The organism is Sporosarcina sp. P18a (assembly GCF_002743135.1).
Lineage (GTDB): Bacteria > Bacillota > Bacilli > Bacillales_A > Planococcaceae > Sporosarcina.
The window spans coordinates 96,949-122,708 of the sequence record NZ_PDYQ01000007.1; the positions used below are offsets into that span (position 1 = coordinate 96,949).

Genomic DNA, 25,760 nt, shown 5'->3' on the forward strand with positions numbered 1-25,760 from the left:
TCCTTAATTAATCCATTTTTTATCGCGTAAGTAGCCGATTAATTGCTCGACACACTCTTCAATCGTATATTGATCAGTTTCTAATGTAAGTTCAGGTTTTACTGGTGCTTCATAAGGCGATGAAATCCCGGTAAATTCCGGAATGACACCGGCACGAGCTTTTTCATATAAACCTTTTGGATCGCGTTTCTCACAAGCCTCAAGGGGACAACTGATGTACACTTCAACAAATTCATCTTCTTCCACTAAACGTCTAACGCTGTCACGGTCTTCTTGGAAAGGGGAGATGAATGCGGTGAATACAAGCTGTCCGCTGTCAATGAATAATTTCGAGACTTCCCCAATGCGACGAATGTTTTCTTTACGTGCTTCATCAGAAAAGCCAAGGTCCTTATTTAAGCCATGACGCACATTATCGCCATCAAGTACATACGTGTTAGCACCAAGATCGTGCAACCGGCGTGCGGCTGCATTGGCGATCGTGGATTTACCAGAACCGGATAGGCCAGTGAAGTAAAGTACTGCGCTATGATGTTTATTTTTTGTCCGTTGTTCTTCTTTTGTGATTAATTGGTCATGCCATACAATGTTTTCTGCCATATCGTCATCCCTCACTTTGCCAGTTCTTTTTCTTGTAATCCTTTGATCAGTACATCAACCACTTCTTTGCGACTGAATTCCGGTGGAGGCAAGATGCCGTTTTTCAACATTTCACGTACTTTAGTTCCTGAAAGGATGACATGGTTTTCACTGGAGTGCGGGCAAGTTTTAGGTGTTGCCATATTGCCGCAAGTTTTACAGAAGAAACTATGTTCAAAGAACAGTAACGTGATGCCGATTTCTTCCGCCGTAAAGTTCGAGAAAATTTCTTGTGCTTCGTAAGTGCCATAATAATCTCCAACTCCTGCATGGTCACGGCCGACGATAAAGTGTGTACAGCCGTAATTTTTACGCACAAGGGCATGGAAAATTGCCTCGCGTGGTCCTGCATAACGCATTGCGGCAGGGAAGACAGCCAACTTCACACGATCTTCAGGGTAGTAGTCACGCAGTAATACTTGATAACTCTCCATCCGTACATCAGCGGGAATATCGTCAGACTTTGTTTCACCAACTAGCGGGTTGAGCAATAGTGCGTCTACGATTTCGAGTGCGGTTTTTTGAATATACTCATGCGCACGATGCACAGGATTACGCGTTTGGAATCCGACAACCGTCTTCCAACCATTATTTTCAAATGCTTGACGAGTTTCAGAAGGATCAAAATAAAACTCAGCAAAATTTTTCTGTTCTATTCGTCTAATCAGTTTAATCGGTCCGCCAAGATAGATGTGGCCACGATCAAGTAATTTCGCTACACCTGGATGTGCACGGTCAGCTGTCTTATAAACTTTTTCCGCTTCAATTTGTTGATCAGGTTCGAAGATATCCGTAATTTCAAGTGTGCCGTATATATCACCTTGATAGTCGAGTAAAACCGTATCGCCTACGGAGTAAGCCGAACTGTCTTTTACAGGTAGTGTAATAGGTAAACTCCATATCGTACCATCCGCAAGACGAATATCATTGACGACAGCGTGATAATCTTCAGAAGTTAAAAATCCAGTTAGCGGGCTGTATGCACCCGTTGCGATTAATTCCAAATCACTTACTGCTGTGGCATCAATTGAGACTGTTTTGTGCAATCCCTTAGTGGAGAGAGTGGGATCATATAAATTAACTAAATTACCGCCATGTGGTTGTATTGTTGTCATTTGTAAACACCTATCCTTTTCATTTTAATAAGTCATATAGAAATACTAGGCTTTAAGTTAAAAAATTTACGTATGCAGTCCACATTCTGTTTTACCACTACCAGTCCAGCGTCCAGAACGCATGTCTTCTTCAGTAAAAGCTGGTTTTGTACAGTTTGCGCAACCAATACTCGGGTAACCTTGATCATGAAGTATATTATAGTCCAGTTCATTTGTGTGGGCGAAACGCCAAACATCTTTCCATGTCCAATGAATAAGCGGACACACTTTAATTTTCTTGAAACGGTTATCTAAATTCAGATACTCCGTAGATTTTCTCATTTCAGATTGTTCCCTACGTAATCCTGATATCCAAGCAGTGGAAGGTGCAATCGCTTCTTCCAATGGTTTTATCTTCCGCAAATCACAGCATTGGTTCGGATTGGTTTTCCAGAGATCTAAACCATATTGATCTGTCTGTTCTTCAATAGTCAATCCAGGTTGTTGCAAATGGATTTGAAGCTGAGGATAACGCTTCTTCACTTTTTCTATCGTGTCATACGTTTCTTTAAAATGATAATTGGTGTCTAAGAAAACAATTTTGGCATCGGGCTTCACGCGTGAAATTAGTTCAATCAATACAATTCCTTCAATACCAAAGCTACAAGCATAGACTAGCTTTTCTCCGTAGTGATCATAAGCCCATCGCAACACTTCGGAAGCTCCTTTGGTCTCGGAGTCTGCTTTAAACTCTGGTAAGACCGGTGCATCTTTCCACGATTCAAATGTGACCATTTTATCCCCCCGCTAACTGTTATATTATTAACAGTTTACCAGACAATTAAAAATAGTCAATGCAAATTAGAATAGTAGGGATTAAAATTTATTTGCGTAAATAGTAGAGCCTATCTATTCGATGTAAGGTCCGTTGCATAGTAATTTATAACCGATAATGGATAGTATTTTTTAAAACAGCTTTTCTTAAGGGGTATAAAGGACGTTTCGTATAGGACTAGCAGTGTAAGTAGAGAGTTCATTATCCTCACTTTGGCGCAAGTAGATAGCTCATCGCTACGTCTGCGCAACAGGCATGGCTGGATAGTGGTTCTGCCAAAAAGATTTCTAGTTTCGGTACGTACTTCGCGGCAGTATATTGAAAGAATTTAATGCTAGTCACACTTCATTACAGGAGAAAACTCGTAAAAGACCAATATCCACTTAGGGCGAAGATCAGCGGTGCCTACCTGCGTCTATTTATCTTTTTACTTTTCATGTCAAAAGGCAATTGGTATACTTAATAGTAGCAAACCATTAAAACTAAAGGAAAGAGTGTGCACTCAATGGGTCGTAAATGGAATAATATTAAAGAAAAGAAAGCGTCTAAAGATGCGAACACAAGTAGAATCTATGCAAAGTTTGGCCGTGAAATATATGTGGCAGCAAAATCAGGAGATCCAAGTCCCGAATCGAATCAAGCACTGAAATTTGTACTGGAGCGTGCAAAAACGTACAGCGTACCAAAAGCAATCATCGACCGTGCAATCGAAAAGGCAAAAGGTGGCGGTGAGGAAAACTTTGATGAACTTCGTTACGAAGGATTCGGACCGAATGGCTCAATGGTCATCGTGGATGCGTTGACAAATAACGTCAATCGGACAGTTTCCGAAGTGCGTGCGGCATTTGGTAAAAATGGAGGCAATATGGGCGTGAGTGGTTCTGTAGCTTATATGTTTGATCCCGCTGCGATTATCGGTGTAGAAGGCAAAACGGAAGAGGAAGTATTAGAGTTATTGATGGAAGCAGACGTTGACGTAAACGATATCGAGGAGGAAGATGGGCAAGTAGTTGTATACGCTGATCCTTCCCATTTCCATGAGGTGCAGGAAGCATTCAGTCAAGCAGGTATTACAGACTTTACTGTAGCAGAGTTGTCCATGATAGCTCAGAATGAAATTTCATTAGATGCAGAAGCGCAGGAACAGTTTGAAAAAATGATTGATGCACTCGATGATTTAGAAGATGTACAACAAGTTCACCATAATGTTGAATTAACATAAAAAACAGCTGTTCCATAAGGAGCAGCTGTTTTTTATGTATTACTTTACGGTGACCTTCCATCCATCAGTCGGTTCTTCAGTGCAATCTACACAAGTCGGTAAAAAGACGAAAGACCAGGGCGTTGCTGCGAAAGGTGGAATATCGAGGGACAATGAAAATGTCTCCTCAGCCGCTGTTTCTCCACGTTCATTTACTACACATACTGTAGCTTCACGGATAGATAATAATTCATCGCGATTATTTTGCAAAAATACCGTAGCGACTATTCCTCCATTACGTTTTCTCTTTATCAGTATAGGTGTAGCTGTAAATTCTTCATGTACAGTTCTTTTAGTTTCAAATTGATAAATAAAAGCCTGTTTTTGTTGGTCTGATAAAGTAGCTTCCCACGTTTTTTCAAACACAATATGCATAGGATAGACCCCCTTTCTCCTATATCGTTCCCTAGATATTGATATTTAAGTCCTATTATATCACAGAATAATAATAAATATTAATTACGACTTAATTCTCTTGTATAAGATATATATTTCGTAGTGTTCGGAATTGTCGCTGATTACTATACATAAAATGAAGTAAATTATCGAATGATGTATACTAGAATAGAAATATAATTATAAAGGGAGAGAGTCGTATGATACGTGTATTATTCGTTTGTCTCGGGAATATTTGTCGCTCACCTATGGCAGAAGGTGTATTTCGTAAGATGATTCATGATGAACGATTGGAGAATCACATCGAAGTAGACTCGGCAGGAACAAGCGATTGGCATGTCGGGAAAGCTCCACATGAAGGAACGCTGTCCAAACTGGCGGAATTTCAAATTTCGGCAGATGGGATGGCTGGACGTCAGTTGAACATAAAAGATGCAGGGGAATTTGAATACATTATTGGAATGGATGAAGAAAACATCCGAAATATTCATAACATATTTGGTGATCATGACCACCAGCGTGTGCTCCGTTTTTTGGATTTGACTAGTCATCAAAAAGACGTTCCAGATCCGTACTACACGGGTGATTTTCAGGAAACATATGACTTGGTGCTTGAAGGTTGTCAGGCATTATTGGAACTTATAAAAAAAGAGGCATCCTTTAAATGAAGATACCTATCCTATATGAAGATAACCATCTCTTAGTCGTGGAAAAGCCGGTCAACGTACCGGTGCAAAAAGATGAGAGCGGAGATTTAGACGTATTGACTATATTAAAGCAAGATATTAAAAGACGTTATCAAAAACCGGGAAATGTATATCTTGGCTTAGTACATCGTCTTGATCGTCCGGTTGGCGGTGTGATGGTATTTGCTAAAACATCCAAAGCAGCATCTCGTCTATCTGATCAGCTTCGTCGTGGCGTCATTGAACGGAAATACTTAGCAGTTCTCCGCGGTGTGCCTCGAAAAAAACAATCTACTCTTCAGCACTATTTATACAAGAATCGTCTGAAAAATCAAGTGTATAGTGTGAAGCCAAATCATCCAGAAGGGAAAGTAGCTAGTTTGGAATATCAGGTACTTGATAAAAAAAATGATCGCAGCTTGGTAAGTGTACGTCTACATACAGGACGTTCACATCAAATTCGAGTACAAATGGCCACAGAAGGCCATCCACTCTATGGTGATCAGAAATACGGAAGTTCAATGAATAAGCGTGGCGAACAGATTGCGTTGTGGGCGCACAAACTAGAATTTGAACATCCGACAACAAAGGAAATGATGCAATTTACCTCGGAAGTACCGCGAGTTTATCCTTGGGAATTATATTCTACTCATGATCAAGTTTATAAAACGTATGGTTAGTGAAGAACGGTCCTTTCTTGACTTACGAATTCAGTACAACTACACTAAATGGAAAAACGTCTGTTGGAGGAATATATGAGTAAGCATTCTTTTATCCCGATTATTGTCGGAACTAATATTAACGCCTATAATATGGCGATTTCATTTCATGAAGAATATGGCATTAAACCTGTAATTGTAGGTAGAGAATCATTGCCTTTCACAAGCTATAGTACAATTACAGATATCCAGGAATTACACCCAGGTTTGCATGACCCTAAAGTATTCGTCCAGTTTTTACGTGAAATTGCTAAAAAGTATCGCACGGCTGATCAGAAATTAGTGCTTGTCGGAACAGACGATCTATATGTCCGTTTGATTATTGAGCAGCGAGAAGCTTTGAAAGAAGATTTCTTGTTCAATTATATCGATGAAGAAATTATGAATGCCGTCTATATTAAGAAAAACTTCTATGAATTATGCGCGAAGCATGGAATAGATACACCCTCTACATACTTCCATTCATGTGTATCTGATGAACCATTTACAGAGGAAGTACTGTTCCCGGTCATCATCAAGCCTAGCGATGGTGTTCAATACTATCGCCATCCGTTTGAAGGGTTGCAGAAGATCTATAAAGTTGATACATATGAGGAAATCAATCGCATTATCCAAATGGTAAAAGCCAGTGGATACACAGAAGATCTGATTATCCAAGATTTCATTCCAGGCGATGATACGTATATGTGGGATGCTGTATATTACGCTGATCAGCATGGTAAAGCGCAGTTAATCACATTGGCCCAGGTGGTATTACAAGAACGTGCGATGACGGCGATCGGAAACTATACAGCATTGATTACGCGGTATGATGAAGAAATTATGACGAAATTAGCTAACTTCCTTGAAGCGATTGGCTATGTCGGTTATGGGAACTTCGATTTGAAATACGATGAACGCGATGGCAAATTTAAAGCGTTTGAAGTGAATATCCGTCAAGGGCGTTCAAGTTATTATATTACGCAATGCGGTGAAAATATGGCGAAGTATTTAGTCGATGACTTAGTATACGGGAAAGAAAAATCCCTTACATATCTAGATGATCATTTCCTATTTACTGTCGTACCGAAAGCAGTATTAAAAAAGTTTGTCGATAATCCGCCTATGGAAAAAGAGATTCGGTCACTTATCAAAGCAGGAAAGTATGGTAATCCTTTATTCTATAGTAAAGATAAACATATGAAGCGTAAATTGTATTTACTGATGCGCCAAATCAACTATTACAAGAAATATAAAAATGCTGTTGAAGAATAAAACATCCCTGCCTACGCGCAGGGATGTTTTACTTCACTTAACTAATTAGCTAAATCGATCAACAAGGTCGTGCATATTCTCCGCTTCTGTATGAAGATCGAGGGAAGCGTGCATAATCGTGCTGATTGCAGCTTTTTGTTCATCGATGGATGCATTGACTTGTTCGGTAGCAGCAGCTGATTCAGTTGCGACAGCTGCAATTTGATCTATTGCTTGAACAACGTGTTGTCGATTTTCATCCATACTATTCATATCATTTTCCATAGTCTTCAATAGCGATGTGATGTTGAGAATGGAATCGGATAGTTGTTCGAAAGCATTTTTAGTTTCCAGAATCGTACCTTCTTGATGACTTGTCAAATCTAATGTGTGTTTCATTTGGTTCTCGGCAGTCATCGTATCTTTCCTAATATGCACGAGCAGATCGCGAACTCTCGTAGTTGCCTCGTTTGTGTCTTCAGATAAATGACGTACTTCATTGGCTACTACAGCGAATCCTTTTCCATGTTCTCCTGCGCGAGCGGCTTCAATACTAGCGTTTAATGCTAGTAAGTTCGTTTGCTCTGAGATCGAGGAAATCGTTTGGACAATTGCTTGTATTTCATTCATTCTAGATACAAGTTGTGAGAAGTTACCTTGTAAGTCGTTAATGACGATGTTGAAATTCTGAGAGTTTTCTTCCAAAGTCTCTGCCTTTTGCATACCTGAACTTTGTAGAGTGTTCATGCTATGCATTTCCGTCACAACGTTTTCGTATTGCTCTGATGCATTGGAAATCAATGTGGATAATTGACTAACTTTTGTAATCGCGATATCTGCTTCTTCGGATTGCACAACTGCCCCTGAAGATACTTCAGAAATAGCGCTATGAATTTCGTCAGCCGATGCGGTCGCTTCTTCCGTGATTGCGCTAAGTGTTTCGGAAGATGTTCTCATACGATCTGAAGAAAGTCTTGTATGACCGACCATCTCATTCAGATTATTTTTCATCGTATTAACATTTTCAGCTAAATGACCAAGCTCATCACGTGAACGGATCGGAATGTCTTCTCCGGATAATTTACCTTGCGCAATTTCAGCCGTAATGTGGCGGATATTCTTAATATAGGATGTTAGACGTCCTGAGAAGATTGAGAATAAAGTAACACCCACTATGACAGAAATAATAACTGATAGTAAGGTATACCATAAAACATTTTTCGCTCCAGCATTAAAGTCTACTAGGTAGGTTCCCGCCACTACAATCCATCCCCAATTTGGATCTTGTAGGCTGTACGTGATTTTTGGCGCTTCAACATTCAAGTTACTTGGCAACGGCCAGTCATACTGTACATAACCACCTCCGCTTTTAGCTTCTGAGATTACTTCTCGAATGAAGTAACGACCATCTTTTGTTTTGGCTTCATAGAGACTTTCTCCTTCTTTCTGCGGATGTACGAGCAAAGTGCCTTCCTCATCCACTACGTAAAAGTAGAAGTTCTCCCCGTATTTCGCTGGGTTTTCTAAAGATCGAGTACCGTCAGTGGCCATAGGTCCCATAATTTTGTCTTTAGCCCGTTTTTGGGCGTTCTCTAAACTTATTGTACCGTTCTCTACTTGAACATTGAGCTCGTCGATCAAGTCTAGGATCGCATACGTTCCGTTCTGTAACCCCATTTCTCCAACAGATTCAAGTTCTTGCTTTGCTACGAAGTAATTGACAATACCAACAGCTAATAATGGAATTAAAATAACTAGTGCTGCAAGCGCTATCAACTTGTTACGTACTGAACCTTTCAATATGTAATGCCCCCTTTTGCATGTTTGCTATATGAAACCTTTCTACCCTTTTTATAGTATAGGCTATTCTAATTAATAACGGAATAGCTTGTCTCAATTAATAGTAATTTATTACTTAATTTTCAAACTCCGTTGGTAAATGACAGGGAAGTACTCTTCGATTCTTGACTTGAAAAATACAGTAGGCTACACTTAATAGAGCTGTGGCTGTGCGGTTCTTTAAGATTTTCAAACGATTAAAACGGAAATTGTACGGAGTCATAGTAATGTAAGGAGTGTTCGAGCAGTGCCGATTTTAGATAAAAGCAATGCGGAAGATGTAAAAAGATATGAAACGTTTATGAGAAATTCTCCATTTCGTTCAATTACACAAGATCCCAATTGGGCAAATGTGAAAGACGACTGGGGTAATGAGCAAGTATATGTAGAACGGGACGGAGAAATTGTAGCCGCTATGTCCTTATTGATACGGAAAGTGCCAGGCGGATTTTCATTACTATATGCACCACGTGGACCTATTTGCGATTTACATAATCAGAAGTTGGTTGCAGAATTGATTCAAGAGGCAGAGGTGCTTGTAAAAAAACATAAAGCCTTTGCATTAAAAATGGACCCAGAACAACTGTATACAGATGAATTGGACAAGCTATACCGTGATGCGGGTTACATAGTACGCAACGAAGGCGCGGGTAAAGAAGATTTAATACAGCCCCGTTATAATATGATTGTTAAATTGACTGACGAAGATGAAGATTCTTTAATGCTTAAGTTCCGTAGCAGAACGAGAAGTAAAATCCGAAGCTCTGCACGTAAAGGTGTGGAGATTTCCTATTCACGCAGTGATGAATATTTAAAGAAGTTCTTTGAAATTCATGAAGAAATGTCTGTTCGTAATCAGATCTCCATTCGATCATATGATTATTTCGTCAAAATGCGAGAAGCATTCGATGATTTACGCATTTATATAGCAAAGCACGAAGACGACTATTTAGCTGGTGCTATAACTATTAATTATAATGGGAAGTTGTATTACTTATATGCCGGCAGTTCCAACACGAAGCGCAATCTAAATCCAAGTTATCTAATGAACTATGAAATGATGAAGTGGGGATTGGAAATCGGAGCGGAACAGTATGATCTTGGTGGGGTATTCGTACTCGACAGTGAGCAGGATGGCTTATATAATTTTAAAAACAGTTTTTGTCAGGTGGACGGAGTGACAGAATTTATAGGTGAAATCGATAAAGTATACAAACCGTTCATTTATAACCTATTTGTAAAAGTAGTGCCTAAAATTCAGAAGTTGAAAAAGAAGCTTCAAAAAAAATAACCGGTTGAAATCCTCAACTATAGAAAAGAGTGAACCGAATGAATTTTTTAGATGAGCTGAATGAATCTTTACGCACAAAATGGAAATTTAAACAACCTATGCCGATTCAGTCTCAAATGATACCCGAGATGTTGTCTGGTAAAGATATAGTAGCGGAATCACCAACAGGGACAGGTAAAACACTTGCCTATACATTACCTGTGATTCAAATGGTTGATGGGAATCTACCGAAGACACAAGCGTTAATCATCACACCATCACAAGAGCTGTCCATGCAGATCGTCAATGTGATACGCGAGTTGGTGGAAGGTACTCCAGTTACCGTAACACAGCTGATTGGCGGTGCAAACATGCAACGTCAAGTCGAAAGACTGAAGAAAAAACCGACAATTGTAGTCGGTACACCAGGCAGATTAAATGAACTAGTAAGAGAAAGAAAGCTGAAAATGTATGATATAAAATACTTGGTTATTGATGAAGGAGATCAACTTCTGTCGCGCGAATATCGAGTACTGGTGAAAAGCTTGATTGAAGCGGCAAATCCTGAACGTCAGTTGGCCGTTGTGTCCGCTACAATTACAGATGAAATCGAACTAGTAGCTAAGCAAATGATGAAGGATCCAATTCGTTTACAAGTCAATGCGGATGAGATTCCAAATAGTGGTCAAGTAATTCATTCCTACGTAAAAGTGGATGAACGCAAAAAGACCGATGTACTTCGAGGAATCTCTGCAATATCAGGCGTGCGCGCATTAACATTCATGAATAATGTAGATCAATTACGCATGAAAGAGCTAAAACTACTTTACAATGATGCACCAATTGCAGTCCTTTACTCTGATATGAAGAAACTAGATCGCCAGAAAACGTTAGAAGACTTCAGAAAAGGTACTATTCGTATACTGATTGCAACAGACTTAGCAGCGCGAGGATTGGACATCGAAGGGTTGACACACGTCATCCATGTCGACGTACCGCACACGGCTGAGCAATACGTGCACAGATCAGGAAGAACGGGCCGTGCAGGAGCAGATGGAGAAGTCCTAACACTCCTATCTTACTCGGAAGAACGCGACTACCGTAAAGTTTCCAAAGGCATCAAAACCGTTCAAAAAGTTTGGTACAACGGACAACTGATCGAAGGAAACTCCAAAACAGTGGAAGAAATGAAAAAAGCGGCACCAAAGAAATCAAAGCCGAAAGTTAAGAAAAAGAAATAATAAAACGAAACATCCAAACGATGATATGCAAAGACTGAGGACTGCCCGGGTATGAGGAGGCTTTTCTTCAGTCTTTTCTTTTTACTACTATATCTATTAACCAAAACTTTGTAACATAAAAATGAGTGTGCACGGAACCGTCCGCACACACTCATTTCCACTATCAATCAAGTTGAGTCAAAATTATAGGCTGATCTTTCGTCACGACAATCGTATGCTCAATTTGGGCAACTAATGACTTATCAGGCGTAACAAATGTCCAACCGTCATCCAATTCAATCACATGCTCAGCCGCCTGCGAAACGAATGGCTCCACTGCCAGAACCATACCATCCTTCAATAATGTTTTATCCCAAGGATCATAATAATTCAGAACATGCTGAGGCTCTTCGTGAAGAGACGTACCAATTCCGTGACCGGTTAAATTTTTAATCACATGTAAGCCATGATCTTTCGCCTCGCGCTCCACAGCTTTACCGATTTGATTCAAACTAGAACCTGCTTTTACTTTCAATAACGCGCGGTCCAAAGCTGATTTTGCTACATCGCATAACTTTTGTTTTTGCTCGTCAGGTGTACCTGCCACGAATGAAATACCCGTATCTGCAAAATAGCCGCCAGCTGATCCGGAAACATCTATATTCACAAGATCACCGTCTTGGATCTCGTAGCTTCCTGGAATGCCATGCGCTACTTGATGGTTGACGCTGATACATGTATAGCCAGGGAAGTCATACTGGTCGATAGGAGCAGAAACCGCACCTTTTTCAGCGAACAGACGACCTGCCATATCATCAAGTTCTTTCGTCGTGATGCCAGGTACCGTAGCTTCTTTCAACGTTTCACGGATTTCTGCAACAATTTTACCTATTGCCCGTAACCCCTCTAATTCTTCATCATTTTTTACAATCATGTTCACAAGTCCCTTCTTCCGTACAATTTATTCAATTCTACTATATCATACTTTATTATTGTTTTTTTAATGATTAGCTTGTTCATTCCATTCCTTATTTCAGGACTTTTACACCTTGATAGACATTCCAAATCAAGACGATTACAAACAATAAACTATATAAAGTGATGAATAAAACAGGAATGAATCCCCAGAACATCATATTGCTGTTTGCATTTATCATACTATCAGGATTAAAGGAAAAGATCGAAAAGGACATAATAATGAAGCCAGCAATTAGTAATACCATAGGGATGATATGTGAAACGAGTGCCTTTTTTGCATGACGGCGAACTTCGAATTCATCCGCAACGAAATAAATGATGATTGGCAGTAGAAGGGGGGCGAAAAAGACACTAAAATAACTAAGTGATGACAATAACTTTGAATTTGACATAGCGTAACCTCCACTCTTTAGCATGATAGTCCACACTCTAACCTATACCCTAGTTTACGGTATAATCACGAAAAAAACACGGCTGCCTAATTGGCACCGTGTTATAATTGTTTGGGCTTTGAAAAACGCTGACCCATAAATAGTATAAAACCAATTACCGCGGAAAGAAATAAAGCGGCTGTTGAAACAAATAGTTCATCGGTTCCATTTTTTATTGCAATACCGATGAAAGACCAAATGATAATTAAATTAAACATAGAGTCATGGTAGTGATACATAAAATGTAGGGCAATCGCTGTAGTTAGAGTCAAGAACAATACTGTCCATAGTGGATCACTCAAACCCCATCCTGTCCAATCGTGGAATTTGAAAGCATAGTTAGAATTCGCGATGACAGCGATGAAGATCCATGCCATGTAAGCCGAGATCGGAAGTCGTTCGCGATCCGTTCCCTCTATTTTTGCATAACTGAAATACAACATGAGTAAACAAATTAATAAAGCAATTACGCTGACGATGGCCCAATAATAATAACTATAATGCCATAATAATAGCCATGCGATATTTAAAAAACAGCTGACCGAGAACGAGATTGCACGTAAATTGGCGACAGATGATGAAAGTCTAGCTACTGTTTTGGAAAACATGTATAGCCAACAGACAAGTAACAAATCTAGCACTATCCAAATTGAAAAAACGTACTCTGCAGGCATGAATAGAACCGGTACCCGATTAGCAATTTCCCAAGTAGTCAGTCCGTTAAGTGGGATTAAATTTGCAGCGATATGAGTTCCAATCATGATGAGTAGCGAAAGTACCATCAAAATAATTCTTAGCATGATAAAATCCTCCTGAACAACAGTATACAGAGAATACGGATCGATGGAGTGGGAAAGTATGAATTTTCCTTTACAAATGAGAAAATGTGGCATTCTATTGTCTTGTACATGTAAAAAATCTATAATAAGAACTAATGAATTCAGATAACTAGAACTGATTCTTCATTTCATTCGCACCGATTGGATAAAGTAGAAGATAAGAACAGAATGCTTCGAAAAGGATGAGGACAAATGATTTTACTCGAAGGGGAGCAATGCTACCTACGAATACTCACGGAAGATGACGCGTACCAATTCACCCAGCTACTTATTGCCAATAAGGAATACTGGACAGAATTTGAACCAAGACATGATAATACGTACTACACAGTAGCAATGCAGCGAGATAAAATTCGGGAATCTCTTTATCAAATGCGTGACCGACGAGAGTACAACTTCGGAATTTTTGATTCGGAAACAAGTATGATTATTGGCCAAATTTCATTGTATAGTATTAAACGGTTACCGTTTTCCAGTGGTTTTGTGGGGTATTCCATTGATCAACGGCAAACTGGAAGAGGTATTGGTACTGAAGCAGTCTCACTCATTAATCAATTTGCGTTTGAAAAAGTGAATCTGCATAGGGTGGAAGCATATGTATCTCCTCGTAATGTAGGTTCAGTGAAAGTATTGGAAAAAGCACAATTCCAGCGTGAAGGATTATTGCGTCAATTGCTGTTCATTAATGGTGTGTGGGAAGATCATTATATGTATGCCATTGTGGAAGGGGATTATTGAAAGGGTAAGACCCTGTTGGAAAAGTGGATGATTATATGGAAAAACCGGCTCTTCGAATAGAAGATGCTGGTTTTTCTTGATTTTTGAGGTTTGGTGGCGGTGTGGACGTGTTTCGCTCAACGTTTGGTGTAAGCGCTCATAGTTCATGACTATCCGCTCTATCAAACGGGATACCTGCTCTATCAAATCAGTCAACCGCTCTATGTCACCTGGAAACCGCTCATACCCTCACCCCGAGCGCTCACAGTCGACCCGGAACCGCTCTAAAGCTCCTAAAGCCCATCCCTCCATCAGTAAACAAACCGGCCCTTCACGTAGAAGAGGCCGGTTTTTCTTAAAGCTATTTTACTGAGACAATTCTTGTGCTTTGTAACCATCTTCAATAACGTCCAGCTTGCCGTTTGCAGGGTCGATTACAAGACCATGCACATTTACGTCGGTTGGGATGAGAGGGTGGTTACGGATGGCGTCCACACTCTTTTTCACGCTCTCTGTCACATCGCTGAAACCGTGCAACCATTTTTCCATCTCGATTCCGGAATATTTCAATGTTTTGAACATGTTTGGATCCACACCGCGGTCAATCATATTTCCTATAATGTGATCCGTGTTGATAGAGCTCATGCCACAATCATGATGACCGATGACATAGATTTCATCTGCTTGTAATTCATAAACGGCAACTAACACACTTCGCATCAGGCCGCCGAAAGGTGATGTAATAATCGCACCAGCACTTTTAATGATTTTAGCGTCGCCATTTTTCAAGTTCATTGCTTTAGGGAGAAGCTCGATTAATCTGGTATCCATACACGTAAGGATGACAATCCGTTTATTAGGAAATTTCGTAGTGGAAAATTCCTCATACTTTTTTTCCTCAACGAAGCTTTTGTTATAAATCATAATTTCGGATAATGATGTCATTGCTATAATCTCCTCCGTACTGTTTATAGTATGTAAAAGAAAAGAGTCGCCATTTTAGGCAACTCTAATCATGAAATCCATTTCCATTCAAACTGGAATTGAAAAATTAGTTTCTACCTTCTGGTTTCGGATCAATAGTAATGGAGTCGTTTGAATCCATTGATCCAGATAAGAAGTGCATCGTAAACAAGGATGCAAGTCCAAGAACAACCATGTAACCGATAACTGTTGTATACATTAAAGCCATTTGAAAGCCCCTCTTTCTGAAATGTATTATGTTCTCTTATCTATTATACATGATTTTCAAGAAAATATTAAGAGCTACTGTAAACTTCGAATGAAAAGTGACGGATTTTAGAATGCCCAATTGCCTTTACGGAAAACAGGTTCTACTGTTCCATCTTCTAGTATTCCATCAATATCCATCTTTTCGGATCCAATCATGAAGTCGACGTGTGTCAAGCTTTGATTCAATCCATTAGCTTGTAGCTGTTCGGAATCCATTTCTTTCCCACCGTCTAGGCAAAATGCGTAAGCACTTCCAATGGCCAAATGATTCGAAGCGTTTTCATCAAATAATGTATTATAGAATAACACATTCGAATTAGAAATAGGTGAGTCATGCGGAACTAGTGCTACTTCGCCAAGGAATTGTGAGCCTTCATCAGTATCGACAAGTTGTTTCAGAATTTCCTCGCCTTGAGTAGCTGTAACGTTTGTGATTTTGCCATCTTTAAATTGAAGCGTGAAGTCCTCGATAATTGTTCCTGCATAGCTAAGTGGTTTAGTGCTAGTAACAGAACCATTCACTCCAGTTTTCAACGGTGCCGTAAAGATTTCCTCAGTTGGCATATTGGCCATGAATTCATGCCCAGCCTGATTGACACTACCAGCCCCGCACCATAAGTGCTTTTCCGGTAATTCTATTGTTAAGTCGGTGCCTGGAGCTGTATAATGAAGTTTGCGGTAATGTTTACCATTCAAATAATCTACTTTTTCATGCAAGTTTTCATTGTGCTTTTTCCATGCCTGCACTGGATCTGGCTGATCAGCCCTTACAGCACGTAAAATAGAATCCCATAGAGCGGGTACTTGTTCTTCCGTAGGTAGTTCAGGGAAAATTTTAGCTGCCCATGCTGTCGAAGGTGCAGCAATTACTGTCCAACTGAATTTATCTGCCTGCATAGCTTGGCGGAACTTGCTAAGCGCAGTGCTGGAGGCTTTCTGATTATCGCGAATTCTACTGGATTCGATACCGTTTAATAAGTCAGGGTCTTGCGATACGATTGACATGAAAGCAGCGCCTTTTTCAGCTAGCTGTTCACGCTCCATCTGTTTCCACGTAGGGAACTCGGGAAACGAATCCGCTGGTGCTTTTTCATAACGTAGACGTGTGACGACATCATCGATCCAATCTACGAAGACTTGTCGTGCTCCTGCATCATAAGCTTTTTCAACAATCAATCGAACAAATGAAGTATTTTCAGTAGAAGCGCTGATGAATAGATATTGGTCTTGTTGAATATTTACACCCACCTTTACAGCTAAGTCGGCATAATTGGAAAGTTGATTTTGAAATTGATTCATCATGACATCTCCTTATTACGTAATGTGACAATTCTAACAAGTGAAGTTCACAGTTCGCAACGATAAAGCAATCGGGATAGGATGAAATACTCTTAACTCCCTAAGAATAGTCGACAGTTTTCCCTAAACAACGTCAGAAATCAACCGAAATAATAAGAAGAATGTAGTATTTGGAGGCTTTATACATGGATTTATCCACAATTGTAGGTTTAGTATTAGGATTTGCAGCTCTCCTCGTCGGGATGACGCTTAAAGGGGTAACGCCCGATGCATTACTTAACCCGGCCGCTATTCTAATCATCATAGCAGGAACGATTGCCGCTGTTGTCATCGCATTCCCGATGAATGAATTAAAAAAGGTACCTAAATTATTTAAAATTATTTTTACTCAGCAAAAGCTTGCATCGGATGCAGAATTAATTCGTCTATTTTCTTCTTGGGCTGATATTGCTCGTCGAGAAGGGTTACTTGCCTTGGAAGCAAAAACAGATGAAATTGATGATCCGTTTTTGAAAAATGGTTTGGGTTTGGCGATTGACGGTCAGAATGCCGATTATATTCGTGATGTATTAAGTGAAGAGGTGGAGGCGATGCAGGAGCGACATGCAGTAGGTGCACTGATCTTCTCGCAAGCCGGTACATATGCTCCTACATTAGGGGTTCTCGGTGCTGTTGTAGGACTGATTGCCGCACTAAAAGACATGAATAATATCGATGCGTTAGGCCACGCGATTTCTGCTGCATTTATTGCGACATTGCTTGGGATTTTTACGGGATACGTCTTATGGCATCCGTTCTCCAATAAACTTGTACGAAAATCAAAAGAAGAAGTCCGTCAGAGGACAATGGTGATTGAAGGAATTCTTTCCGTATTGGAAGGGGAAGCACCGCGTGTCATCGAACAAAAATTGGCATCTTATCTTTCTGTAGAAGACCGGAAGAAGCTAGCTATTGATGGTAGCGAAGGAGCTGGTAAAGTTGGCGAAGAAGCGTAAGAAAAAGAAGCACGAAATTGAACATATTAATGAGTCCTGGCTATTACCTTACGCCGATCTTTTGACATTATTACTAGCATTATTCATCGTATTATTTGCTACGAGTTCAGTAGATGAGGGACGATTTGCAGAAGTCTCTAAAGTTTTCAGCGAAATATTTGAAAGTGGTAGCGGAATCATGAGTGAGAGCGCGCCAACCACTACCCCTGTTCCACACGACTCAGTAGGGGAGCTTGATGAAAACTCCTCTTATATGGAAGATCAGCAATCCTTAGGAGAAACGCAAGATGATTTGGACGAGTATATTGCTGTGAATGAATTAGAGACCCAGTTTGAGACTGAAATGACAAGTGAAGGCTTATTGCTCACAATTCGTGACAGTGTGCTGTTTAAATCAGGAGAAGCAAAAATTACTCCAGAGTATAAAAGACTGGCGAATGATATCTCTCGGTTGCTAACACTGGATAGGCCTCGCCAGGTGGTCATCACAGGTCATACAGACAACATTCCGATCAACAATGCAGAGTATTCATCCAACTGGGAGTTAAGCGTTATGCGTGCTGTAGAGTTTCTTAAAATCATTGTGGCAGACAATGAAGTCGACCCGAATCTTTTCAGTGCGAAAGGATACGGAGAGTATAAGCCAATTGTTCCGAACAATACGATAGAAAATCGCAGTAAAAACCGAAGAGTGGAAGTACTCATTCAGCCACTGGTCTTAAAAGATGGCACACCCGTTACACCGCAATAAAAAAGCGACTCCAAGTGGAGTCGCTTTTTTACTTGCGCAAAGAACCGAGTTCGGCCGCAATTGCTTGCATTTCATTCGGCGTGATGTTGTCGCGTTTCATGACCGTCTTGTACATATAGTACAAATCATCATACTGCTCTGTACTGAAGTTTTCGGGCTTCATTGCATCCACATTTACCATGCGTAGTTTTTCTTTAATCTGTTCGATCATGTATGAGACATTCTCAGGTGATTTTGAAGACAAATCCATATTCTTACCGCCTTTCCTCTAATGAAAACAATCATTTCATGAAAGCGGTAAGCTGTCAACCGCACTGAGAAGTGTTACTTACGGGCTGCTTCACGTTCTTCGTCAATTTTCTTCTTGAAACGTCGTGTCTCCATAATGACAACACCAGACAAACCGAGCAATCCAATTAAGTTTGGAATCGCCATTAAGCCATTTAATACATCTGCTAAAATCCATACAAGGTCAAGTGATGCAGTCGCCCCTACAAATATGAATGCTACGAATATTATTCGATAAGCAAGGACTGCAGCGCGATTAGGGATGAGATATTGGAAGCACTTCTCTCCATAATAACTCCAACCTAAAATGGTAGATGTAGCAAAGAACACAAGTCCTATTGATACTAAGATCGGCCCGATACCACCAAGGAATGAGCCAAACGCTTCTGCCGTCAAAGAACCAGCATCAATTGATTTATCTTGCCATTTATTACTCATAACAATTGTGACACCTGTAATTGAACAAATGACTAACGTATCGAATAATACTTGTGTCATTGAAACAAGAGCCTGACGTCCAGGCATATCTGTACGTGCAGCAGCAGCTGCGATTGGCGCTGAACCGAGACCTGCTTCATTAGAGAAAAGTCCTCGCGCGACACCGAATCGGATTACGGTACCGATTGCACCACCGGCAATTGCTTGGCCTGTGAATGCGTCTGTGAAAATCAGACCGAATGCTGCTGGAACTTGTTCAATGTTCAATACCATAACAATCGCACCAGCAAAGAAATAGAATAGTGCCATGATCGGTACGAAAAATGCCGTCACACGACCGATTGATTTGATACCACCAAGAATAACAAGTGCACCGAATAGTACCAATGCAATTCCTGTAATATAGTGTGGCACATCAAAAGTGCTTTTCATTACGTCTGCTACTGCTTTAGATTGTGTTCCGTTCCCAATTCCGAACGCGGCCAATGCACCGAATATCGCAAATAGTACGCCGAGCCATTTTTGCTTTAGACCATGTTCCAGATAGTACATCGGTCCACCAGCCATCAAGCCATTGGAATCTTTGACGCGGTACTTAACAGCCAAGATTGCCTCACTGTACTTTGTTGCCATACCGAAGAACCCTGCAAGCCACATCCAGAAAATCGCCCCTGGTCCACCTGCTACAACAGCAGATGCAACGCCGACGATATTACCGACACCGACTGTGGCGGCCATCGCAGTCATTAGAGCCTGGAACTGTGAAATGTCACCATCTGCTTTTTTATCATGCTTCCTTGAAAAAACTTGCTTCAGTGAATAAGGCAGTAATCTTAATTGAATAAATGTTAAACGTAGTGTTAAATAAATTCCGGTACCAATTAATAAAATGAGCAGTGGCGGTCCCCATATTAAATCGGACGCAGTAGTCAAGAAATTCTCGATCTTTTCCATTTCATCCCCCCAATTTCTCTATGATGTTAGTATCCGTTCCCAAGATTGCGAGAACCAACCCCTTTCAGTAGATTCTGTTATTTACATGTTATTGTTAATAATCTAAAAAATAGAACGTTTCGTCAAGCTTTTTTTGAATAAAGTGTAACAAAGATTGTTTGGCAAGTTGCAATATGGGTATAATGAAGTGAGACGTAAACGTGAAGAAGGAGGCGAAAAATGTATGGGTTCTAGTAAATTTGGAAGATATGTATTAGGTGGGGCATTACTTGGAGCTGCAGTGAGCATGCTGGACCGTGCAACACGGCAGCATACATTGACGACAGCCAGAACATCATATGAAAAAGTATTATATTACAAAGAAAATCCGGATATTGTAAAAAATGAGTTCCAACAGAAAAAAGAAAAAATGCAAACTCTTGTTGATCAAGTGAAAGGTGATGTAAATTACATCAAGTCACAGGTCGATGAAATCAAGACGCTGACTCCGCAAGTGAAAGAAATGTTTGCGGATACAAAGGAAGCAATTACAGAATCTAAATCAGAGTACGAGCAAATCATCGTGGATAATTCTACAGCTGCATCTTCTGTTTCAACAGAAGGGGATGCTTCATTGCCTCCGATGATCCAAAAAAAAAACGTGATTCCACTCGAGAAAAAATAACAATAGAATCAGTAAATGAAAGGGGGACACATCAGTTGGATAGACAAAAAAGTGCCCCTTCTTCAGATGCTGAAAACGGTGATGAGTCCCAAACTGCAAAAGTGAAAGAATTCATCAAAGATATCAAAGACGGGGAAGAAGAGGATTTTGATCCGACAACTACGAGCGGATTTTTTAAACAATTGATTATTCGAATGAAAGAATTGGATATTTCAGCGGCTGGTTCGCAGTTAGCTTTCTTTTTCCTATTGTCTTTATTCCCTCTATTAATCTTTCTTTTTACACTACTGCCTTACTTACAGTTAGACCAAAGCCAAATCTTCTTATTTATTCGAGAGTATGCGCCAGAAGGGACAGCTTCACTAATTGAAGGAACACTTTCTGAAGTACTGGATAATAAGAGTGGAGGATTACTATCAATCGGAATTTTGGCTACAATCTGGTCCGCGTCTAAAGGCATGGGTGCAGTAACAAAAGGATTAAATGAAGCATATGAAGTTGAAGACGATAGAAACTTTTTCGTTTCAAGAGGATTGTCGATTGTGTTTACGATTATGTTAGTTATGACTGTAATCGTCGCGTTAGTGTTACCGATATTCGGTCAACCAATCGGGCATTTGATCTTCACATTCTTAGGGTTGGAAGAGACGTTCTTGACCGTATGGAATTTGGTACGATTCCTCATTCCACCATTGCTGATTTTTGCGGTATTCTCATTACTATATTGGCTAGTACCAAGTGTAAAGTTGCATTTTAAAGGGATACTTCCTGGAGCTATTTTTGCGACAATAGGATGGATCATTACATCACTAGGCTTCTCGTTCTATATTAGTAATTTTGGAAGCTACACTAATACGTATGGTAGTATCGCCGGGATTATCGTATTAATCATGTGGTTATACTTATCAGCTATCATTTTATTGCTGGGAGGTACAATCAATTCAGTCGTGAAAAACCGTCAAGAATATAAACCACAAACCAGATAAAAAAAGTGAAGAAAGGGACTTCCTTTCTTCACTTTTTATTTTACTCTATTTTATTAAGCATCCGTAATCCATTTAATATAACCAAGATCGTACTTCCTTCGTGTCCAATGACACCAAGAGGCAGATCCACTACTTGCATGAAGTTAGCGATGATGAGGATTGAAATGACAGCTATTGAGAAGAAAACATTCTGTTTAACGATTCGTTGCATTTTTCTCGAAAGCTTTATGGCATATGATAGGCGATTCAAGTCGTTTTGCATGAGAACAACATCGGCTGTCTCCAATGCTACATCTGTTCCTTCACCCATCGCAATGCCCGAAGTAGCGGTAGCCAGTGCAGGAGCGTCATTGATGCCGTCTCCTACCATACCGACTGTACCGTATTCTTTCAATAAATACTTAAGCTGAACGACTTTCTCTTCGGGTAGACATTCTGCTACGTACGTATCGACACCTACTTCATCTGCAATTGCATGGGCGGTCTTTTCATTGTCACCGGTTAACATAACTGTACGAAGTCCTAGAGATTGCAGAGATTTAATCGCAGAAATGGCTTCTTTTCGTAATGTATCTTGTAAAGCAGCTAACGCTACAATTCCTTGTTCGTCTCTCATGAAAATGACAGTTTTACCTTCATTCGCAAGCGATACCGCCACATTGTCTTGGAACTCTTCCACTAACTCTACTCCAACAAATTTTGGATTACCGATTAGAATATCGCCATGATCGGTCTCGGCTTTAATACCAAATCCGGGAATGTCTTCAATATGGAGGTTGCGTTCAGGTTCTACACCATGCTCTGTCGCGTAATTGATAATGGCTTTTGCCAACGGGTGATTGGATAGTGACTCCGCGCCTGCAAATAAAGCAAGCGTCTCTTTCATATCTGCACCTTCTCGAACGATGAAATCCATCACGATCGGTTTTCCATTCGTCAAGGTACCTGTTTTATCAAAAGCGAATGCTTGCAATGTACTTAAGTGTTCTAAATGAACGCCGCCTTTAAATAACACACCTTTTCTGGCGCCATTGGAAACAGCCGCTAGCGTAGCAGGCATAATGGAAGCCATCAAAGCACAAGGAGAAGCGACGACTAGCAAAACAATTGCACGGTAGAACGTTGTAGTCCAGTCCCAGTTAAACAAGAAGTGGGGTAAGAACATCATAATCACAACAGCCGCCAGCACAATCTTTACATAAGACCCTTCAAAACGTTCGATAAATTGTTGGGAAGGAGACTTTTCGCTTTGCGCATTTTGTACCATCGTGATAATTTTTTGAAATAACGTCTCGGAACTAGGTTTCGTCATGGTCATGCGAATTGCACCGCTGATATTCACGGTTCCTGCAAATAACTCATCGTTTTCTTGCTTTGTCACCGGAATAGATTCCCCATTGATAGCTGACATATCAATCGAAGTGATTCCGCTTAATACTTTGCCATCGACCGGAATGCGTTCACCTGGTTTAACGAGCAAAACAGAGCCAATCGATAAAGAGTCAGTAGATACTTTTTTCTCACTGCCGTCTTCAAGGATCAACCATGCTTCCTCAGGCTGCAATTCCATCAAAGAAGATATTTCATTATGGCTTTTATTGAGTGTATAAGTCTCTAGTGCCCCGCTAATTGCAAAGATAAAAATCAGAATTGCACCTTCAGCCCAGTATCCGATAATTCCTGATCCAATGGCTGCAAAAATCATCAGCATCTCAACGTTCAGTTCCTTATTTTTTATTGTTTCTTCAATACCTTCCTTGGCTTTGGCGTAACCACCAATCAGAAACGCTATGATATACAGCGTGACAGAAAAGGATTCTACGCCATTTTTCCCCAAAGCCCATGCGGTAAGAATGATAATCCCAGATAATATAGCTGCGATTAATTCTAGACGTGCAGACCAGTCAATCGTCTGTTCAGGTTGTTCTTTTGCAAGTGTTGTCATGTATTCTCCTCCTAATTGATAATGAATTTCAATTTCACAGCTCATATTAAAGCAGTAAAGTCGATTCTACAGTAGTAGAATCGACTTTTTGGGCATCTAAATAGAATAAATATGAAGTTGTAATAGTTATTATCTACAGTATATCATTTCTGAATAAGAAGTGTTACTTATTTGGCTAATTCAAGCAAAAATATTGGATGGAGTTGATAAATGAAGGGAAGTAGACCGGGAGTGTACGAAGGAATTGAAGCAAAACAATTAGTGTAGACTTCTAACTAAGTTAAGTTCAAGCGACAATTAAATTTGCGTTTGAAATCAGGCGCGATAATAGATCTTGAAGTACACTCACCAACTTAAGAACGTGTCAAAAGTGAACGCGGGCCCTCCTGAACGTGTCCGCCTGGAACGCAGCGTAACGTTGCATCCTCTTCCCAAACAACTATTCAGGCCAATCGATTCATTCAAAAAAGCAGCGAATGAGAATTCTCATTCGCTGCTTGCTTATTAGTTGAATACTTTTTCCTTAAACTGAGAGAGCTTTTCGAGTGATGACTTGTCGATATCAGCATGCAGGCTGTTACCATGTGAGTCCATCGTTACGACTGCAGTGAAGTCCTCTACGCGTAAATGCCATAACGCTTCAGGAATACCGAACTCCAGCAAATCGACGCCTTCTACCTCTTTAATACAGTCAGCATAATACTGTGCCGCACCGCCGATACCGTTCAAGTATACACCGCCGTGCTCTTTAAGAGCTGCAAGTGTTTTAGGTCCCATGCCGCCTTTGCCGATCACTGCGCGGATACCGAACTTCTTCATGATATCGCCTTGGTACGGTTCTTCACGCATAGAAGTTGTTGGGCCGGCTGCTTTGATCTCATACTTGCCTTCATCGTTCTTTAAAACAACGGGTCCACAGTGATAGATGACTTGTCCATTCAAATCAACTGGCGCGTCGTTGTCCATTAAGTGCTTATGGATCGCATCGCGGCCTGTGTACATCCGGCCTGAAATTTTTACAACGTCGCCAACATGAAGATCACGTACGTCTTCTTCTGAAATAGGTGCTTGCAAGTGTACAATACGTGCAGTGGATTTTGCTTCTTCAGCTGGTTGTTCGAATGCAATTTTCTCGCCTTCATTATAGTGCCAGTCCATGATTTCGCCAGTTTCTGCATTAATATTCACTGCCATACGACGATATGCCCAGCAGTTATATGCTACAGATACATAGAAGCTCGCAGGAAGGCGGTGCATGACACCGATTTTACATCCTAGTAATGTTGCTTCTCCGCCGAAGCCCATTGTCCCAATTCCAAGGAGATTGGCTTTTTCTAAGACGTAGTCTTCCAATTGTGCAAGTTCAGGAATTGGATTAACGTCTGTTACATCGCGGAATAGTTGTTCTTTCGCCAGATCATATCCAGATGAACGATCGCCACCGATTCCAACACCGATAAACCCGGCTGAACAACCTTGTCCTTGTGCCTGGTAAACCGAGTGAAGGATACATTTACGAATACCGTCCAAGTCGCGTCCTGCACGGCCAAGACCTTCTAATTCAGTAGGGAGGCTGTATTGGATGTTTTTGTTTTCACATCCGCCACCCTTTAATATTAACTTTACTTCTATATAATCTTCTTCCCATTGTTCAAACTTTACAACGGGCAGCCCGATACCTAAGTTATTGCCACTATTATCGCCAGTCAATGAATCTACAGCATTCGGACGCAACTTTCCTTTTTCCGTAGCTAGCTCCAAAGCGCGTACAATTGCAGCTTTAATTTCCAATTGGTTTACCCCGATTGGTGTTTTAATCTTAAATGTAGGAAGGCCAGTATCCTGACAGATTGGAGATAGTTTATCATCTGCCATATTGATATTATTTGCAATCGTATCCAAACTCATTGCAGCGCTTGTTCCTTTATTCTCTTTTTCCTTCGCGGAAAGAATTGCGCGTCGGACATCTTTTGGCAAGTTTGTAGACGTTTCGCAAACTAATTCATATATACTCTTTTCAATTGTCTCTATGTACATCTCAAAATCCCCC

General features: G+C 40.4%; 26 protein-coding genes. 11 read left to right on the forward strand and 15 right to left on the reverse strand.

Features of this window, described 5'->3' with window-relative positions; all coding sequences use genetic code 11:
• Positions 1-3: 3 nt before the first annotated feature.
• The 3 genes from cysC to CSV75_RS14545 form a co-directional block, all read right to left on the reverse strand.
• Positions 4-600: an adenylyl-sulfate kinase gene (gene cysC / locus CSV75_RS14535; protein WP_099676411.1), complete on the reverse strand. Its 597-nt coding sequence runs from the start codon at positions 598-600 to the stop codon at positions 4-6.
• 11 nt (positions 601-611) lie between these two features.
• The gene (gene sat, locus CSV75_RS14540; RefSeq protein WP_099676412.1) at positions 612-1,754 is read right to left on the reverse strand and encodes a sulfate adenylyltransferase; all 1,143 of its coding nucleotides are present in this window, start codon (positions 1,752-1,754) and stop codon (positions 612-614) included.
• Between the two features lie 66 nt (positions 1,755-1,820).
• Positions 1,821-2,528, reverse strand: coding sequence for a phosphoadenylyl-sulfate reductase (locus CSV75_RS14545; protein WP_099676413.1), 708 nt, complete (start codon positions 2,526-2,528; stop codon positions 1,821-1,823).
• A gap of 545 nt (positions 2,529-3,073) precedes the next feature.
• Here CSV75_RS14545 and CSV75_RS14550 point away from each other — a divergent pair.
• Positions 3,074-3,790, forward strand: a complete 717-nt coding sequence (locus tag CSV75_RS14550) for a YebC/PmpR family DNA-binding transcriptional regulator (protein ID WP_099636944.1) — start codon at positions 3,074-3,076, stop codon at positions 3,788-3,790.
• 39 nt (positions 3,791-3,829) lie between these two features.
• On the opposite strand, the gene CSV75_RS14555 is transcribed toward CSV75_RS14550, so the two are convergent.
• Positions 3,830-4,204: an SLAP domain-containing protein gene (locus CSV75_RS14555; RefSeq protein ID WP_099676414.1), complete on the reverse strand. Its 375-nt coding sequence runs from the start codon at positions 4,202-4,204 to the stop codon at positions 3,830-3,832.
• Between the two features lie 221 nt (positions 4,205-4,425).
• Between CSV75_RS14555 and CSV75_RS14560 the strand changes: the two genes are divergently transcribed.
• The 3 genes from CSV75_RS14560 to CSV75_RS14570 all read left to right on the forward strand — a co-directional run bounded on the left by CSV75_RS14560 (position 4,426) and on the right by CSV75_RS14570 (position 6,884).
• Complete coding sequence (locus CSV75_RS14560) at positions 4,426-4,893, forward strand: low molecular weight protein-tyrosine-phosphatase (RefSeq protein WP_099676415.1); 468 nt, start codon at positions 4,426-4,428, stop codon at positions 4,891-4,893.
• On the forward strand, positions 4,890-5,591 hold the full coding sequence (locus CSV75_RS14565) for an RluA family pseudouridine synthase (protein WP_099676416.1): 702 nt from the start codon (positions 4,890-4,892) through the stop codon (positions 5,589-5,591). Before CSV75_RS14560 ends, CSV75_RS14565 begins: the two co-directional genes overlap by 4 nt.
• A 75-nt stretch (positions 5,592-5,666) precedes the next feature.
• Positions 5,667-6,884 carry a carboxylate--amine ligase gene (locus tag CSV75_RS14570; protein ID WP_099676417.1) on the forward strand — a complete coding sequence of 406 codons (1,218 nt, stop codon included), beginning with the start codon at positions 5,667-5,669 and terminating at the stop codon, positions 6,882-6,884.
• 45 nt (positions 6,885-6,929) lie between these two features.
• Here CSV75_RS14570 and CSV75_RS14575 read toward each other — a convergent pair whose 3' ends face one another.
• Positions 6,930-8,663, reverse strand: coding sequence for a methyl-accepting chemotaxis protein (locus tag CSV75_RS14575; protein ID WP_099676418.1), 1,734 nt, complete (start codon positions 8,661-8,663; stop codon positions 6,930-6,932).
• A 286-nt stretch (positions 8,664-8,949) separates the two neighbouring features.
• Between CSV75_RS14575 and CSV75_RS14580 the strand changes: the two genes are divergently transcribed.
• Both CSV75_RS14580 and CSV75_RS14585 read left to right on the forward strand, forming a co-directional pair.
• Positions 8,950-9,993: a lipid II:glycine glycyltransferase FemX gene (locus CSV75_RS14580; protein WP_099631763.1), complete on the forward strand. Its 1,044-nt coding sequence runs from the start codon at positions 8,950-8,952 to the stop codon at positions 9,991-9,993.
• Between the two features lie 38 nt (positions 9,994-10,031).
• On the forward strand, positions 10,032-11,213 hold the full coding sequence (locus CSV75_RS14585) for a DEAD/DEAH box helicase (protein ID WP_099631764.1): 1,182 nt from the start codon (positions 10,032-10,034) through the stop codon (positions 11,211-11,213).
• Positions 11,214-11,376: 163 nt separating this feature from the next.
• On the opposite strand, the gene map is transcribed toward CSV75_RS14585, so the two are convergent.
• The 3 genes from map to CSV75_RS14600 form a co-directional block, all read right to left on the reverse strand.
• The gene (gene map / locus CSV75_RS14590; RefSeq protein WP_099631765.1) at positions 11,377-12,126 is read right to left on the reverse strand and encodes a type I methionyl aminopeptidase; all 750 of its coding nucleotides are present in this window, start codon (positions 12,124-12,126) and stop codon (positions 11,377-11,379) included.
• 94 nt (positions 12,127-12,220) lie between these two features.
• Positions 12,221-12,562 (reverse strand): magnetosome magnetite crystal formation protein family, encoded by a 342-nt coding sequence (locus CSV75_RS14595; protein WP_099676419.1) that lies wholly within the window; start codon positions 12,560-12,562, stop codon positions 12,221-12,223.
• Positions 12,563-12,663: 101 nt separating this feature from the next.
• On the reverse strand, positions 12,664-13,401 hold the full coding sequence (locus CSV75_RS14600) for a hypothetical protein (RefSeq protein WP_099676420.1): 738 nt from the start codon (positions 13,399-13,401) through the stop codon (positions 12,664-12,666).
• A gap of 231 nt (positions 13,402-13,632) precedes the next feature.
• Between CSV75_RS14600 and CSV75_RS14605 the strand changes: the two genes are divergently transcribed.
• Positions 13,633-14,178 (forward strand): GNAT family N-acetyltransferase, encoded by a 546-nt coding sequence (locus tag CSV75_RS14605; RefSeq protein ID WP_099631768.1) that lies wholly within the window; start codon positions 13,633-13,635, stop codon positions 14,176-14,178.
• Positions 14,179-14,523: 345 nt separating this feature from the next.
• Here the strand turns inward: CSV75_RS14605 and CSV75_RS14610 are convergent, their stop codons facing one another.
• The 3 genes from CSV75_RS14610 to CSV75_RS14615 all read right to left on the reverse strand — a co-directional run bounded on the left by CSV75_RS14610 (position 14,524) and on the right by CSV75_RS14615 (position 16,689).
• Positions 14,524-15,102, reverse strand: coding sequence for a beta-class carbonic anhydrase (locus tag CSV75_RS14610; RefSeq protein ID WP_099676421.1), 579 nt, complete (start codon positions 15,100-15,102; stop codon positions 14,524-14,526).
• 106 nt (positions 15,103-15,208) lie between these two features.
• Complete coding sequence (locus CSV75_RS16480) at positions 15,209-15,349, reverse strand: hypothetical protein (RefSeq protein WP_169535197.1); 141 nt, start codon at positions 15,347-15,349, stop codon at positions 15,209-15,211.
• 107 nt (positions 15,350-15,456) lie between these two features.
• A complete protein-coding gene (locus tag CSV75_RS14615; RefSeq protein WP_099676422.1) occupies positions 15,457-16,689 on the reverse strand; it encodes an aminopeptidase in 1,233 nt (410 codons plus the stop codon).
• Between the two features lie 185 nt (positions 16,690-16,874).
• Between CSV75_RS14615 and motA the strand changes: the two genes are divergently transcribed.
• Both motA and motB read left to right on the forward strand, forming a co-directional pair.
• On the forward strand, positions 16,875-17,684 hold the full coding sequence (gene motA / locus CSV75_RS14620) for a flagellar motor stator protein MotA (protein ID WP_099676423.1): 810 nt from the start codon (positions 16,875-16,877) through the stop codon (positions 17,682-17,684).
• The gene (gene motB / locus CSV75_RS14625) at positions 17,668-18,435 is read left to right on the forward strand and encodes a flagellar motor protein MotB (protein ID WP_099631772.1); all 768 of its coding nucleotides are present in this window, start codon (positions 17,668-17,670) and stop codon (positions 18,433-18,435) included. The genes motA and motB overlap by 17 nt, the downstream gene beginning before the upstream one ends.
• 28 nt (positions 18,436-18,463) lie before the next feature.
• On the opposite strand, the gene CSV75_RS14630 is transcribed toward motB, so the two are convergent.
• Positions 18,464-18,685 carry a DUF1128 domain-containing protein gene (locus CSV75_RS14630; RefSeq protein ID WP_099676424.1) on the reverse strand — a complete coding sequence of 74 codons (222 nt, stop codon included), beginning with the start codon at positions 18,683-18,685 and terminating at the stop codon, positions 18,464-18,466.
• 74 nt (positions 18,686-18,759) lie between these two features.
• Positions 18,760-20,115 carry an alanine/glycine:cation symporter family protein gene (locus CSV75_RS14635; RefSeq protein ID WP_099631774.1) on the reverse strand — a complete coding sequence of 452 codons (1,356 nt, stop codon included), beginning with the start codon at positions 20,113-20,115 and terminating at the stop codon, positions 18,760-18,762.
• 223 nt (positions 20,116-20,338) lie between these two features.
• On the opposite strand from CSV75_RS14635, the gene CSV75_RS14640 reads away from it, so the two are divergent.
• Together CSV75_RS14640 and CSV75_RS14645 are read left to right on the forward strand one after the other, a co-directional pair.
• Positions 20,339-20,779 (forward strand): YtxH domain-containing protein, encoded by a 441-nt coding sequence (locus CSV75_RS14640; protein ID WP_099676425.1) that lies wholly within the window; start codon positions 20,339-20,341, stop codon positions 20,777-20,779.
• 35 nt (positions 20,780-20,814) lie between these two features.
• The gene (locus CSV75_RS14645; RefSeq protein WP_099676426.1) at positions 20,815-21,765 is read left to right on the forward strand and encodes a YihY/virulence factor BrkB family protein; all 951 of its coding nucleotides are present in this window, start codon (positions 20,815-20,817) and stop codon (positions 21,763-21,765) included.
• Positions 21,766-21,805: 40 nt separating this feature from the next.
• On the opposite strand, the gene CSV75_RS14650 is transcribed toward CSV75_RS14645, so the two are convergent.
• Together CSV75_RS14650 and CSV75_RS14655 are read right to left on the reverse strand one after the other, a co-directional pair.
• Positions 21,806-23,710, reverse strand: coding sequence for a heavy metal translocating P-type ATPase (locus CSV75_RS14650; RefSeq protein ID WP_099676427.1), 1,905 nt, complete (start codon positions 23,708-23,710; stop codon positions 21,806-21,808).
• 504 nt (positions 23,711-24,214) lie between these two features.
• Positions 24,215-25,747, reverse strand: coding sequence for a fumarate hydratase (locus CSV75_RS14655; protein ID WP_099676428.1), 1,533 nt, complete (start codon positions 25,745-25,747; stop codon positions 24,215-24,217).
• Positions 25,748-25,760: the final 13 nt, after the last annotated feature.

Coding starts and splice junctions, on each gene's coding strand:
- CSV75_RS14570 (WP_099676417.1), top strand. CDS start 5,667: ATGAGTAAGCATTCTTTTATCCCGATTATTGTCGGAACTAATATTAAC.
- CSV75_RS14585 (WP_099631764.1), top strand. CDS start 10,032: ATGAATTTTTTAGATGAGCTGAATGAATCTTTACGCACAAAATGGAAA.
- CSV75_RS14650 (WP_099676427.1), bottom strand. CDS start 23,710: ATGACAACACTTGCAAAAGAACAACCTGAACAGACGATTGACTGGTCT.
- CSV75_RS14655 (WP_099676428.1), bottom strand. CDS start 25,747: ATGTACATAGAGACAATTGAAAAGAGTATATATGAATTAGTTTGCGAA.
- CSV75_RS14610 (WP_099676421.1), bottom strand. CDS start 15,102: ATGACATCATTATCCGAAATTATGATTTATAACAAAAGCTTCGTTGAG.
- CSV75_RS14630 (WP_099676424.1), bottom strand. CDS start 18,685: ATGGATTTGTCTTCAAAATCACCTGAGAATGTCTCATACATGATCGAA.
- CSV75_RS14565 (WP_099676416.1), top strand. CDS start 4,890: ATGAAGATACCTATCCTATATGAAGATAACCATCTCTTAGTCGTGGAA.
- CSV75_RS14555 (WP_099676414.1), bottom strand. CDS start 4,204: ATGCATATTGTGTTTGAAAAAACGTGGGAAGCTACTTTATCAGACCAA.
- sat (WP_099676412.1), bottom strand. CDS start 1,754: ATGACAACAATACAACCACATGGCGGTAATTTAGTTAATTTATATGAT.
- motA (WP_099676423.1), top strand. CDS start 16,875: ATGGATTTATCCACAATTGTAGGTTTAGTATTAGGATTTGCAGCTCTC.
- map (WP_099631765.1), bottom strand. CDS start 12,126: ATGATTGTAAAAAATGATGAAGAATTAGAGGGGTTACGGGCAATAGGT.
- CSV75_RS14545 (WP_099676413.1), bottom strand. CDS start 2,528: ATGGTCACATTTGAATCGTGGAAAGATGCACCGGTCTTACCAGAGTTT.
- cysC (WP_099676411.1), bottom strand. CDS start 600: ATGGCAGAAAACATTGTATGGCATGACCAATTAATCACAAAAGAAGAA.
- CSV75_RS14635 (WP_099631774.1), bottom strand. CDS start 20,115: ATGGAAAAGATCGAGAATTTCTTGACTACTGCGTCCGATTTAATATGG.
- CSV75_RS14560 (WP_099676415.1), top strand. CDS start 4,426: ATGATACGTGTATTATTCGTTTGTCTCGGGAATATTTGTCGCTCACCT.
- CSV75_RS14640 (WP_099676425.1), top strand. CDS start 20,339: ATGGGTTCTAGTAAATTTGGAAGATATGTATTAGGTGGGGCATTACTT.
- CSV75_RS14595 (WP_099676419.1), bottom strand. CDS start 12,562: ATGTCAAATTCAAAGTTATTGTCATCACTTAGTTATTTTAGTGTCTTT.
- CSV75_RS16480 (WP_169535197.1), bottom strand. CDS start 15,349: ATGGCTTTAATGTATACAACAGTTATCGGTTACATGGTTGTTCTTGGA.
- CSV75_RS14605 (WP_099631768.1), top strand. CDS start 13,633: ATGATTTTACTCGAAGGGGAGCAATGCTACCTACGAATACTCACGGAA.
- CSV75_RS14600 (WP_099676420.1), bottom strand. CDS start 13,401: ATGCTAAGAATTATTTTGATGGTACTTTCGCTACTCATCATGATTGGA.
- CSV75_RS14615 (WP_099676422.1), bottom strand. CDS start 16,689: ATGAATCAATTTCAAAATCAACTTTCCAATTATGCCGACTTAGCTGTA.
- CSV75_RS14550 (WP_099636944.1), top strand. CDS start 3,074: ATGGGTCGTAAATGGAATAATATTAAAGAAAAGAAAGCGTCTAAAGAT.